At 72.1% G+C, this 13,383-nt stretch carries 9 protein-coding genes and 1 riboswitch; all 9 genes read left to right on the top strand.

Annotation, left to right across the window (positions count from 1 at the left end):
* The first annotated feature begins 41 nt into the window (after positions 1 to 41).
* The 9 genes from dnaN (at position 42) to gyrA (ending at position 13,381) form a co-directional block, all read left to right on the top strand.
* Complete coding sequence (dnaN, locus tag CXH06_RS04040; protein ID WP_114853876.1) at positions 42 to 1,166, top strand: DNA polymerase III subunit beta; 1,125 nt, start codon at positions 42 to 44, stop codon at positions 1,164 to 1,166.
* A gap of 19 nt (positions 1,167 to 1,185) precedes the next feature.
* Positions 1,186 to 2,445: a DNA replication/repair protein RecF gene (gene recF / locus CXH06_RS04035; protein ID WP_114853875.1), complete on the top strand. Its 1,260-nt coding sequence runs from the start codon at positions 1,186 to 1,188 to the stop codon at positions 2,443 to 2,445.
* Positions 2,442 to 3,197: a DciA family protein gene (locus tag CXH06_RS04030; protein ID WP_114853874.1), complete on the top strand. Its 756-nt coding sequence runs from the start codon at positions 2,442 to 2,444 to the stop codon at positions 3,195 to 3,197. Before recF ends, CXH06_RS04030 begins: the two co-directional genes overlap by 4 nt.
* A 28-nt stretch (positions 3,198 to 3,225) precedes the next feature.
* Entirely contained in the window at positions 3,226 to 4,167 is a 942-nt protein-coding gene (locus CXH06_RS04025) for a phosphotransferase (RefSeq protein WP_114853873.1), read from the top strand.
* Between the two features lie 99 nt (positions 4,168 to 4,266).
* Positions 4,267 to 4,396, top strand: a riboswitch (FMN riboswitch).
* 124 nt (positions 4,397 to 4,520) lie between these two features.
* Entirely contained in the window at positions 4,521 to 6,218 is a 1,698-nt protein-coding gene (gene ribD / locus CXH06_RS18515) for a bifunctional diaminohydroxyphosphoribosylaminopyrimidine deaminase/5-amino-6-(5-phosphoribosylamino)uracil reductase RibD (protein WP_232820189.1), read from the top strand.
* Positions 6,215 to 7,447, top strand: a complete 1,233-nt coding sequence (ribA, locus tag CXH06_RS04010; RefSeq protein WP_114853872.1) for a GTP cyclohydrolase II — start codon at positions 6,215 to 6,217, stop codon at positions 7,445 to 7,447. Before ribD ends, ribA begins: the two co-directional genes overlap by 4 nt.
* Positions 7,444 to 7,923, top strand: a complete 480-nt coding sequence (gene ribH / locus CXH06_RS04005) for a 6,7-dimethyl-8-ribityllumazine synthase (protein WP_114853871.1) — start codon at positions 7,444 to 7,446, stop codon at positions 7,921 to 7,923. Before ribA ends, ribH begins: the two co-directional genes overlap by 4 nt.
* 417 nt (positions 7,924 to 8,340) lie before the next feature.
* Positions 8,341 to 10,494 carry a DNA topoisomerase (ATP-hydrolyzing) subunit B gene (gene gyrB / locus CXH06_RS04000; protein ID WP_114853870.1) on the top strand — a complete coding sequence of 718 codons (2,154 nt, stop codon included), beginning with the start codon at positions 8,341 to 8,343 and terminating at the stop codon, positions 10,492 to 10,494.
* Between the two features lie 85 nt (positions 10,495 to 10,579).
* Complete coding sequence (gene gyrA / locus CXH06_RS03995; protein ID WP_114853869.1) at positions 10,580 to 13,381, top strand: DNA gyrase subunit A; 2,802 nt, start codon at positions 10,580 to 10,582, stop codon at positions 13,379 to 13,381.
* Positions 13,382 to 13,383 lie beyond the last annotated feature (2 nt).

Genomic DNA, 13,383 nt, shown 5'->3' with positions numbered 1-13,383 from the left:
TTCAAGTTCAGGCACTCGACCACTGCGAAGGAGTGGCAACGGTGAAGTTCCACCTCGATCGCGGCGTCCTCGGCGACGCCGTCTCCTGGGCCACCCGCACCCTCCCCGTCCGGCCGGCGATGCCGATCCTGCAGGGTGTGCGGATCCGCGCCGATTCCGGCGGGGAGCTCCAGCTGTCGACCTTCGACTACGAGGTCAGCGCCCAGATCCGGCTCGAGGCCGAGGTCGAGACCGGCGGTGAGGTGCTGGTTCAGGGCCGCATGCTCTCGGACATCGTCCGGGCGCTGCCCAACAAGGACGTCTCCATCGCGCTGGAGGGGACCAAGCTCCAGGTCCGCTGCGGCTCCGCCCGCTTCGCCCTGGCCACCCTGCCCGTGGAGGAGTACCCGCAGCTGCCGTCCATGCCGTCGGTCGCCGGTTCCGTCGCGGCCGACGTCTTCGCCCAGGCGATCTCGCAGGTCACGGTCGCCGCCTCGAAGGACGACACCCTCCCGCTGCTGACCGGCGTGAAGGCCGAGATCAGCGGGGAGACCATGACGCTGATGGCGACCGACCGCTACCGCCTGGCGCTGCGGGAGCTGACCTGGAACCCCTCCACCCCGGGCACCGAGCTGACCGCCCTGGTGCGGGGGCGCACCCTCCACGAGGTGGCACGCTCGCTCTCCACCGGCGGCAGCGTCGAGATCGCCCTGGACGAGGACGCCTCTGCGAACCTCATCGGCTTCGAGGCCGGCGGCCGGCGCACCACCTCGACCCTGGTCGACGGCGAGTACCCGCCGGTGCGGCGCCTCTTCCCGGACTCCTCCGCGATCACCGCCGTGGTCAACACCGGCGCACTGGTCGACGCGGTCAAGCGCGTGTCCCTGGTCGCCGAGCGCAACACGCCGGTACGGCTCTCCTTCACCGAGGGACAGGTCGCTCTCGAGGCCGGCGCCGGGGACGATGCCCAGGCCAGCGAGGTGCTCGAGGCCCACCTCGAGGGTGAGGACCTCGTCGTCGGATTCAACTCCGGGTTCCTGCTCGACGGGCTCGGCGCGCTGGGCACCGAGTTCGCCCGGCTCACCTTCACCGACTCGATCAAGCCCTCGGTGATGACCGGCCAGGATTCCCTGGAGGGCGCGCCGGACACCTCGTACAAGTACCTGATCATGCCGATGCGGATCTGAGGGAGGGAGTGCTCCCTCCGTGCAGCTGACCGCTCTCGAGCTCACCGACTACCGCTCCTACCCCCGCCTCACGCTGCCCGTCCGCTCCGGCATCACGGTCATGGTGGGACCGAACGGGCAGGGCAAGACCAACATCGTCGAGGCCGTGTGGTACCTCGCGACCCTGTCCAGTCATCGGGTCCCCCATGACGCCGCACTGGTCCGGCGCGGGGAGAGCACGGCGATCGTCCGGGCATCCTTCCTGCGCGCCGGGCGGGAGCTGCAGGTGGACCTCGAGATCACCCCCGGTCGCTCCAACCGGGCACGGCTCCAGGGGCAGAACGTCGCACGGCTGCGCGATCTGCTGGGCGAGGTGCGAGCGGTGCTCTTCGCCCCCGAGGATCTGGGGCTGGTCAAGGCCGATCCCGAAGGACGCCGGCGCTTCCTCGACGAGCTGCTGTTCCTCATCGCCCCCCGCTACGCCGCGGTGAAGGCGGACTACGACCGCGTGCTCAAGCAGCGCAGCAACCTGCTCAAGCAGATGCGCTCGATGCGCCGCGGGGGGTCGGGGCGCAGCGTCGGCGGCCTGGACCCGGCGGAATCGGCCTCCTCGACCCTCGAGGTCTGGGACCAGCAGCTGGCCCGACTGGGCGCGGACCTCCTGCGGGCGCGTCTGCACCTGGTCAACCGTCTGCGTCCCCACCTGGGATATTCCTACCTGCGGGTCGCGACGGACGAGGGTGCCGAGCAGGCGCTCGATCTCCCGCCCGACCAGCGCGGCGAGGTGACCTCCCCGGCGGACATCGCCTACCGCTCCGCTGTGCTCGACGAGCTGGCCGCCCCGCCGGGGACCCTCCCGCCGGCCCCCGAGATCCACGATGCGCTGCTGGCGCTGCTGGGCACGCGGCACGACGAGGAGATCGACCGCGGCACCACCCTGGTGGGGCCGCACCGCGACGACCTCGAGATCCGCCTCCACGACTTCCCCGCCAAGGGGTACGCCAGCCACGGCGAGTCCTGGTCCCTCGCCCTCGCCCTGCGGCTGGCCTCCTACGATCTGCTGCGCCTGGAGGAGGGGGACCTCGGCGACGGCGAGCCGATCCTCATCCTCGACGACGTCTTCAGCGAGCTCGACGTCCATCGCCGGGACCGCCTGGGGAAGATCATCACGACCGCCTCCCAGGTGCTCATCACCACGGCGAACGACACCGACATCCCCGACTCCCTGGACGGCGAGATCCACGTGGTCGACGTGCGCCTCGGCGAGGCGGTGCCCCGGGAGAGCGGAGGCCGGCCGTGACACCGCGGCGTCCGGGCGGGGAGGCGCAGCGACCGCGCGTGGCCAACCCCTACGACCTGTCCACCTGGTCCGGCCCGGCTCCCGCCGCCGATCGGGAGGCGGCGCCGCGCGTTCCCGTGCGCGCCGCGGACGAGGAGACCAGGACCGCCTCCTCCCCGGACCCTCGCGCGCGGGACGCGGACTCCGCGGACGCCGAGGAGCGGATCTTCTTCGACCCCCCGGAGCTGCCCGCCCCGTCGGACCCCTTCGAGCTGGCCCGTCGCACCGTCAACCGTTCGCGCGCCGCGGCCCGCGACCGCGGGCTCTTCCCGATCTCCGCGAAGACGCAGGCCAGGGACGTACGCGATCGGTCCGGGCGCTCGCCCGGGTACTCCGGGTCCCGCCCCGATCCGCGAGACCCCCAGGGCATCGAGATCGTGCTGCGCACCGTGCTGGGCAACCTCGGTTGGAGCGCGGGCATGACCTCGGGGAGGGTCCTGGAGGAATGGGACCAGATCGTCGGCGAGCGGATCTCCGCACACTGCCGCCCGGTCTCCTTCGAGGACGGGGTGCTGGTGGTCAGCGCCTCCTCCTCGGCCTGGGCCTCGCAGCTGCGGATGCTCACCCCGCAGCTGATCACCACCATCGAGGAGCACGTGGGCTCCCACGCGGTCTCGGAGCTCAAGGTCACCGGTCCTGCCGCGGCCGAGCGCAGCTGGAAGAAGGGACGGCGCACCGTGACCTGGCGTGGCCCCCGGGACACGTACGGGTGAGCGGCGCCTGGAGGGAGCGGAGGACCCGATGAGCAGCAGGCTGCGGTGGAGCGATCTGCCGGAGGAGGTGCGGCGCCGCGTCGAGGAGCTGGTCGGCGGCCCTGTCGTCCGCACCCGCTCCGCGACCGGGGGATTCTCGCGGAGCAGCGCGGAGATCGTGACCGGGCCCGAGGAGCGAGAGCTCTTCGTCAAGGCGGTGACACCTCGGATCAACACCGGGTCCGACACCCTGAATCGCCGCGAGGCGGACGCCCTGCGCAGGATGCCCGCGTCGATCCCGGCCCCGGCGCTGCTCGATGCCTTCTCCTGTGGGGACTGGTTCGTCCTGGTCATCGAGGCGGTGGAGGGGAGAATGCCCCGGCAGCCCTGGGTGCCGGAGGAGCTCGACGCCGCACTCGATGCCCTGCACCGGCTGCGGCGGACGGCCACCCCCACCCCGGTGTCCGATCTGCCGACGCTCGAGGAGTCCCTGGGGGGCGACCTGCGAGGCTTTGACCGGGTCGCGGCGGACCTGCCGACGGATCTCGACCCCTGGATCATCCCGCGCCTGGCCGCGCTGCGCGCGGCGGCGGGGAGGGGCATCGCGGCGCTCGCGGGCAGCACCCTGTGCCACAGCGATCTGCGCGCGGACAACATCCTGCTCACCGAGGACGGCTCCGCCCTGCTCGTCGACTGGGCCTGGGCCAGTCGCGGGAGCGCCTTCGCCGATGCTCTCCAGCTGCTCAGCTCGATCCCCGATCCCTCGGGCGTGCTCGACGTCGACGGCCGGATCGATCGCCTCATGGACGGGGTCGGAGAGCCGCGGGAGGTCGCCACCGACGTGCTCGTCGGGATCCTCGGCTTCTTCGTCGATGCCGCACGGTGGCCGGAGGACCCGTCCCTGCCGGCCCTGGGTGCTCACCGGCGTGCCTCCCGCGACTCTCTGTTCCCCCTGGTCACAGCGAGGTGGGAGCGCGAGGGCCGCGTCTGAGGCGCGGCCGGGCCCGTGTGAGGCGCGACGTCATCGGGGGTTATCGGGGACCGGGCGGAGCAGGGCACTGCTAGCCTGGACGGCGACGAGCTGAAGAGCTCGCGTGCACTGGGGTCGGTGAAATTCCGAGCCGGCGGTGACAGTCCGCGACCCGATGGCCTCTGGCCCTCGGTTGACCAGGTGGAACTCCTGGACCGACGGTGAGAGTCCGGATGGGAAGCGCACGCGATGACGTCCTCGGGCCCTGTCGTCGGCGCACCCTGCGTGCCGCCCTCGTGCAGCCCGCGGCGACGGCATCCCCGTGACCCCTCCCTCTCTCCGGACCGCGAGCATCGCGGAGCGGAGGAGAGAGCATGATCAGCGACACCGAGCGCAGCGCGCTGCGCCGCGCCCTCGAGCTCGCGGCGGACCCCGCCGTGCCCCTCGGACCCAACCCCCGTGTGGGCTGCGTGCTGCTGGACGCGGACGGGAAGATCCTCGCCGAGGGCCGTCATCGTGGCGCCGGCACCGCGCACGCCGAGGCCGACGCCCTCGCGCGAGCCGATCGCGCCGGGCACTCCCCGGCCGGCGCCACCGCCGTGGTCACGCTCGAGCCCTGCACCCATCGCGGCCGCACCCCGCCCTGCGCCGAGGCCCTGCTCCGCGCCGGGGTCCGCCGGGTGGTGATCGCCCGGCGCGACCCGAACCCCGTGGCCGCCGGCGGCCTCGAGCACCTGGCCGAGGCGGGGGTCGAGATCGCCCTGCTCGACGAGGACCCCGACGCGCCCGAGGACCTCACCGCCGCGGCCGCCGCCCTGAACCGCGGCTGGGAGCACGGCCTGAGGCACGGCCGTCCCCTGGTGACCGCCAAGGTCGCCCTCTCCCTGGACGGCCGGGCGGCCGCCGCGGACGGCAGCAGCCGCTGGATCACCGGCCCCGCCGCCCGCGAGGAGGTCCATCTCCTGCGCGCCACCTGCGACACCGTGCTGGTGGGCACCGGCACCGCCCGTGCCGACCGCCCGGCGCTCACGGCTCGCCGGCCCGATGGCACCCTGCACGCCCGCCAGCCGCTGCGGGCGGTGATGGGCACGGGGTCCGTGCCGCTGCTGCCCGCCGCGGAGGGCGCCGGCGAGATGCTCGCGCTCGCCACGCGCTCCCCGACGAGCGCCCTCGAGGCGCTGTACGACCGAGGGCAGCGCCACGTGCTGCTCGAGGGAGGCCCCACCCTGCTGGCCGCCTTCCTCCGCGCCGCCCTGGTGGACGAGCTGATCGTCCACCTCGCCCCGACCCTGCTGGGCTCCGGCCCGGCCGGCATCGGCGAGCTCGGCATCACCACGATCGCCGAGCGCCTCGACCTCGAGCTGGTCCGGACCGTGCCCCTGACCTCCCCTGACGGGCGCACCGACCTCTCCCTCACCCTGCGGCCCCGCGCCGTCCCCTCTGGAAGGACCACCATGTTCACCGGCATCATCGAGGAGCTCGGCACCATCGAGTCCCTCACCCACCACGACTCCGCCGCCACGCTGCAGATCCGCTCCCCGCACGTCCTGGAGGGCATCTCCCTCGGCGACTCGATCGCCGTGGACGGCTGCTGCCTGACCGTCACCGCCCACGACGGCAAGACCTGGAGCGCCGACGTCATCGCCACCACCCTCGCCGCGACCACCCTGGGGCGGCGGCGCCCCGGGGACCGCGTGAACCTCGAGCGGGCGGTACGGGCGGACGCACGCCTGGACGGCCATATCGTCCAGGGCCACGTCGACGGGGTCGGGGAGGTCCTCGCACGCGAGGAGGACGAGGGGACGACGCTGCTGCGGATCGCCCTGCCCGAGGATGCCGCGGGCGGCAGCTTCGAACGCTACGTCGTCGACAAGGGATCGCTCGCGGTGGACGGGGTCAGCCTGACCGCGGTCGCCGTCGAGGACGGAGTGGTGAGCATCGGCCTGATCCCCGAGACCCTCGCCCGCACCACCCTGGGCCGCCGCGCCGTGGGGGAGGGCGTGAACCTCGAGGTCGACATCCTGGCCAAGCACGTCGAGAAGCTCCTGGGCGGACGCGGGGGGCAGCGATGAGCGGCGTGCGCCTGGACCCGGTGCCCGCGGCGATCGCCGCGATCGCCGCCGGCAGGCCGGTGGTGGTGGTCGACGACGCCGACCGCGAGAACGAGGGGGATCTGATCCTGGCCGCGAGCGCGGCCACCCCCGAGCTGATCGGCTTCGCGGTCCGCCACTCCAGCGGCCTGCTGTGCGCACCGATGCCCGCCGAGCGGGCCGATGCGCTCCGCCTGCCGCTCATGGTCCCCGAGAACGCCGACCCGCTGCGCACCGCCTACACCGTGAGCGTCGACGCGGCCGAGGGCGTGACCACTGGGATCAGCGCCGCCGACCGTGCCCGCACGCTGCAGGTCCTCGCCGCCGGGGCGAGCGGGCCCGAGGACCTCATCCGGCCGGGGCACGTGCTGCCGCTGCGCGCCCGCGAGGGAGGGGTGCTGACCCGGCGCGGTCACACCGAGGCGGCCGTGGACCTCACCCGCCTGGCGGGCCGCTCCGAGGTCGGGCTGATCGTCGAGCTGGTCCACGACGACGGCTCCCTGCGGCGCGGCCCGGCCCTGCGCGACTTCGCCGACGAGCACGGCCTGGTGATGATCTCCATCGAGGACCTGGTCCGCTTCCGCACGGCGACGCTCGAGGTCACCGATCCGGTCGACCTGCCCACCCGGCACGGCACCTTCCGGGCCCTCGCGGTGCGTGAGGACGGCGCGGAGCACCTGGTGCTGGTCCGGGGGGACATCACCACGGACAAGCCCGTCCTCACCCGCGTCCACTCCGAATGCCTCACCGGCGATGTCCTGGGCAGCCGCCGCTGCGACTGCGGGGACCAGCTGGAGGAGTCCCTCGAGCGCATCGACCGGGCGGGGCGCGGTGTGCTGATCCTGCTGCGCGGCCACGAGGGCCGCGGCATCGGCCTGGCCCACAAGCTGCGCGCCTACGCCCTGCAGGACGCCGGCCGGGACACCGTCGAGGCGAACCTCGAGCTGGGCCTGCCCGTGGACTCCCGCTCCTTCGCGATTGTCCCGCGGATCCTCGAGCACCTCGGCGTGGACGCGATCGAGCTGCTCACCCACAACCCGGACAAGGCCCGCGCGCTGCGGGCCGGGGGCGTCCAGGTCGTCGGCACCGTCGACCTCGCCACCCACCCCACGCGAGAGAACCTCGCCTACCTCACCACCAAGCGGGACCGGCTGGGCCACCACCTCGTGGACCTGCCCGTGTCCCTCGCAGCGAACGGAGAGACCGCATGAGCGGACACGGAAGCCCCGACCTCGAGATCCAGGACCACCGCGGCACACGCGTCGCGATCGTCGCCGCCCGCTGGCACCAGGAGGTGATGGACGGTCTGCTCGACGGGGCGCTGCGCGCCTGCGCCGAGGCGGGGGTCACCGAGCCCACCGTGGTGCGGGTCCCCGGCAGCTTCGAGCTGCCGGTGGTCGCGGACGCCCTGGCGCGCGAGCACGATGCGGTCGTCGCGCTCGGCGTGGTGATCCGTGGCGGCACCCCGCACTTCGACTACGTCTGCGCCGCCGCGACCGACGGCCTGTCCCGGGTCGCCCTCGACCATGGCGTCCCCCTGGGATTCGGGCTTCTCACCTGCGATGACGATCAGCAGGCCCGCGACCGGGCGGGGCTGGAGGGCTCGCAGGAGGACAAGGGGCACGAGGCGGCCACGGCGGCTCTCGCCACCGCCGCGGTGCTCGCCGGTCTGCGCGCGGAGGGCTGAGCGCAGCGGCGGCGGTCGCGGCACTCCGCTGAGGCCCCTGTGGCGCGTCAGGACCCCGTCGTCCACAGGGGACCCCGTGCCGCGCCCCGGGAGCCTGTTCCAGAGGGCGTCCCGAGCCGTCTGGCGCGGCCGCAGCATCGCGTCATCCACAGGATCGGCCCGCTTAATAGGTTCACGGGCCGTTGTCCGATAGACTCGGGGACGGTTCGGCCGACGCCCCGGACGCCACGGCGGATGCGGGCGGCGCCGGCTCGAGCACCGTGGCCCACGGATCGCCTCGCGCGCGCGTGTGCGCGCAGGAGGCCTGCGTGGGCCGCCCGCGTGAAAGAGCCTGCCGGAGGAAGCGTTCCCGAGGCACGCCGAACCACCCCCGCCACCGCCTGACGGGGGACCCTGGACTGCGAGGAGCCACATCCGGTGAGCGACAGCGACCGCCCCATGCCCGATCAGGACGTGCCCGCGGGCACGCCGGAGACCTTCCCCGGAGCGGCCGACGGAGCAGCCCCTGCGGATCCCGCGCCCGCCGGCGGTGCGGGCCCCGCGGCCACGACGGCCGGAGAGAGGGCCGCCCACGCCCCCGAGCACTACGAGGCCTCGGACATCACCGTCCTCGAGGGACTCGAGGCCGTCCGCAAGCGTCCCGGCATGTACATCGGCTCCACCGGGGAGCGCGGACTGCACCACATGGTGCAGGAGATCGTCGACAACTCCGTGGACGAGGCGATGGCCGGGCACGGCGACACGATCGAGGTCACCCTGCTGGCCGACGGCGGCGTGCGCGTGGTCGACCACGCCCGCGGCATCCCCGTGGACATGCACCCCACCGAGGGCAAGCCCGCCGTGGAGCTGGTGCTGACGGTCCTGCACGCGGGCGGCAAGTTCGGCGGCGGCGGCTACGCCGTCTCCGGCGGCCTGCACGGCGTGGGCTCCTCCGTGGTCAACGCCCTGTCCATCCGGATGGAGGTCGAGATCCGTCGGCAGGGCCACGTGTGGCGCCAGGCGTACTCCCGCGGCGTCCCCGAGGCCCCCCTGGAGAAGGGCGAGGATACCGCGGAGACCGGCACCACCATCACCTTCTGGGCCGACCGCGAGATCTTCGACACCGTCGAGTACGACTTCGAGACGCTCCGCAAGCGCTTCCAGCAGATGGCCTTCCTCAACAAGGGCCTGCGGATCACGCTGACCGACGAGCGGGTCGCCGAGTCCGAGGACGCCGAGGACGCGGATCTCGTGGACGTCGAGCTCGAGGGCGAGAAGGAGGAGGGGCCGCACAGCGTCTCCTACTACTACGAGCGCGGCCTGCAGGACTTCGTCGAGTTCATCAACACCACCAAGCGGGCCGAGGTGATCCACCCGGACATCATCTCCTTCGAGTCCGAGGACCCCACCGCGAAGATCTCCGTCGAGGTCGCGATGCAGTGGACCGGCTCCTACTCGGAGTCGGTGCACACCTACGCCAACACGATCAACACCCACGAGGGCGGCACCCACGAGGAGGGCTTCCGGTCCTCGCTGACCTCGATCGTGAACCGCTACGGACGCGCCCAGGGCCTGCTCAAGGAGAAGGACGCGAATCTGACCGGCGAGGACATCCGCGAGGGCCTCACGGCCGTCGTCTCGGTGAAGCTCGGCGAGCCCCAGTTCGAGGGCCAGACCAAGACCAAGCTCGGCAACACCATCGCCCGCACCTTCATGGTCAAGGTGATGACCGACCAGCTGCAGGACTGGTTCGTGTCCCATCCCCAGGAGGCGAAGGCGATCGTGCTCAAGGGGCAGGCCGCCGCGGCCGCCCGCGAGGCGGCCCGCAAGGCCCGCGACGCCACCCGCCGCAAGTCCCCGCTGGAGACCGGCGGCATGCCCGGCAAGCTGCGCGACTGCTCCTCCCGCAATCCCGCCGAGTGCGAGATCTTCATCGTCGAGGGCGACTCCGCGGGCGGCTCCGCCGTGTCGGGCCGCGATCCCCGCACCCAGGCGATCCTCCCGATCCGCGGCAAGATCCTCAACGTCGAGAAGGCGCGTCTGGACCGGGCCCTGGACAACCAGGAGGTCCGCTCGCTGATCACGGCCTTCGGCACCGGCATCGGGGACGACTTCGACGCCACCAAGCTGCGGTACCACAAGATCGTGCTGATGGCCGATGCCGACGTGGACGGCCAGCACATCTGCACCCTGCTGCTGACGCTGCTGTTCCGCTACATGCGGCCGCTCATCGAGCTGGGCCACGTGTTCATCGCGATGCCGCCGCTGTACCGCCTGAAGTGGACCAACGCCCCGCACGAGTACGTCTTCAGCGATGCGGAGCGCGACGAGCGCCTCGAGGCCGGCCGCGCCGCCGGTCGCCGCATCCCCCGGGACAACGGCATTCAGCGGTACAAGGGTCTTGGCGAGATGGACTGGAAGGAGCTGCAGTCCACCACCATGGACACGGCCAGCCGCACCCTCCAGCAGGTCACGGTCGACGAGGCCGCCGACGCGGACACGATCTTCTCCGTCCTGATGGGCGACGACGTCGAGTCCCGCCGCCGCTTCATCCAGGAGAACGCCAAGGACGTCCGCTTCCTCGACATCTGACGTCGACTCCGGAGCGGCGCCGGCCCGCCCGCGCGCCCCCGGGGTCCCCTGATCCATCGGCCCCACCCGAAAGGCCCTCCTCGCCATGAGCGACACCCCGCAGGACCCCACGAACCCCGACCAGACCCCGGAGACCGAGCCGACCCCCGCGCAGAGCGTCGGCGTCGGTGGTCAGGAGATGCCCGCCGGCTCTCAGGAGGTCTCCGCCGAGGAGGCGGCGCGCCGCACCGTCACCCTCGTCGACCCGCTCGACGAGAACGAGGTCGACCGCATCACCCAGATCGACCTCAACCAGGAGATGCAGCGCTCCTACCTCGACTACGCGATGAGCGTCATCGTCGCCCGGGCGCTGCCCGACGTGCGCGACGGCCTCAAGCCCGTGCACCGTCGGATCGTCTACGCGATGTACGACGGCGGCTACCGTCCCGACCGCTCCTTCTCCAAGTGTGCGAAGGTCGTCGGCGAGGTGATGGGCAACTACCACCCCCACGGCGACTCCGCGATCTACGACGCCATGGTGCGTCTCGTGCAGCCGTGGTCGATGCGCTACCCGCTGATCCTGGGGCAGGGCAACTTCGGCTCCGCCGGCGACGACGGCGCGGCCGCCCCCCGGTACACCGAGTGCAAGATGGCGCCGCTGGCTCTCGAGCTGGTGCGGGACATCGACCAGGAGACGGTCGATACCCAGGGCAACTACGACAACACCGCGGACGAGCCCGTGGTGCTGCCCGCCCGCTTCCCGAACCTGCTGGTCAACGGCTCCTCCGGGATCGCCGTGGGCATGGCCACCAACATCCCCCCGCACAACCTGCGGGAGGTCGCCGACGCCGTCCAGTGGCTGCTGACGAACCACGAGGCCACCAAGCCCGAGCTGCTCGAGGCGTGCCTGCGCCTCATCAAGGGCCCGGACTTCCCCAGCGGCGCGACCATCGTGGGCACCTCCGGGATCGAGGACGCCTACCGCACCGGCCGCGGCTCCATCACCCAGCGGGCCGTGGTCTCCACCGAGGAGATCAACGGGCGCCTCAGCCTCGTGGTCACCGAGCTGCCCTACCAGGTCAACCCCGACAACCTCGCGCGGAAGATCGCCGAGATGGTCAAGCTGGGCAAGATCCAGGGCATCGCGGACATCACCGACGAGACCTCCGGCCGCACCGGCCAGCGCCTGGTCATCACCCTCAAGCGCGACGCGGTGGCCAAGGTGGTGCTCAACAACCTCTACAAGCACACGCAGCTGCAGGAGAACTTCTCCGCGAACATGCTCGCGCTCGCGGGCGGCGTGCCGCGCACCCTGTCGATCGACTCCTTCGTGCGCGAGTGGACCAAGCACCAGATCGACGTCATCATCCGGCGCACCGAGTACCGCCTGCGCAAGGCCGAGGAGCAGATCCACATCTACCGCGGCTACCTCAAGGCGCTGGACGCGCTGGATGAGGTCATCGCGCTGATCCGGCGCTCGCCCGACGCCGATCAGGCCCGCACCGGCCTGATGGAGATGCTCGCGATCGACGAGATCCAGGCCAATGCGATCCTCGCGATGCAGCTGCGCCGACTGGCCGCCCTGGAGCGCCAGAAGATCATCGAGGAGCACGACCGCCTGCAGGCCCTCATCGAGGAGTACAAGGCGATCCTCGAGTCCCCCGTGCGCCAGCGGGAGATCGTCTCCGAGGAGCTCCAGGAGATCGTCGACAAGTACGGCGACGACCGCCGCACCACGATCCTGCCCTTCGACGGCGACATGTCGATGGAGGACCTCATCCCCGAGGAGGATGTCGTCGTCACCATCACCCGCGGCGGCTACGTCAAGCGCACCCGGGAGGACCAGTACCGCGCCCAGAAGCGCGGCGGCAAGGGCGTGCGCGGCGCGTCCCTGCGCGAGGACGACGTGGTCGAGCACTTCTTCACCACGACCACGCACCGCTGGATGCTGTTCTTCACCAACCAGGGACGGGTCTACCGTGCCAAGGCGTACGAGCTGCCGGAGGCGGCGCGCGACTCCAAGGGGCAGCACGTCGCGAACCTCATGGCCTTCCAGCCGGAGGAGCACATCGCCTCGGTGCTCACGATCGACGGCTATGAGGACGCGGAGTACCTGGTCCTGGCCACCCGCTCGGGCCTGGTGAAGAAGACGCCGATGACGGCCTTCGACTCCAACCGCACCGGCGGCATCATCGCGATCAACCTCCGCGACATCGACGGGATCGACGGGACCGAGCCGGACCGTGTGATCGCCGCCCGGGCCGTCAACAGCGACGACCAGCTGCTGCTGGTCTCCCGCAACGGCCAGTCGGTGCGCTTCCCGGCGGCCGACGACGTCCTGCGGCCGACGGGCCGCGCCACCAGCGGCGTGACCGGCATGAAGTTCCGCCACGACGACGAGCTGCTGGCGATGGACGTGGTCCGCCCCGGCACCTTCGTGGTCACGGTGACCGACGGCGGCTTCGCCAAGCGCACCGACGTGGACGAGTACCGCCTGCAGGGCCGCGGCGGCCTGGGCATCCGGGTCGCGAAGCTTCCCGACGACCGCGGCCACCTGGCCGGTGCCGCGGTGGTCGAGGAGGACGAGGAGCTGCTGGTGGTGATGGAGCGCGGCCGCGTGGTCCGCTCCCGGGTCGACGAGATCCCGTCGAAGGGCCGCACCACCATGGGCGTCACCTTCGCCAAGCCCGGCAAGGGTGACCGCATCCTGCTGGTGGCCACCGGTCAGGAGAGCGAGGTCGATGAGGAGGAGGCCGAGGCCCCGGCGCTCGACGATTCCGAGGCCGCTGCGACCGAGGAGATCTCCGTCGCAGACGGTGCGGGCACCGCATCGGCTCCGGCCGATGATCTAGGCTCGGACCAGCCCGACCAGTCGCCGGCCGACGATGTCGACCCGAACGAGGAGTGATC

The sequence above is a fragment of the Brachybacterium sp. YJGR34 genome (assembly GCF_003347015.1).
In the GTDB taxonomy this organism is placed as follows: domain Bacteria; phylum Actinomycetota; class Actinomycetes; order Actinomycetales; family Dermabacteraceae; genus Brachybacterium.
This window is presented reverse-complemented; position numbering and strand designations above follow the sequence as displayed.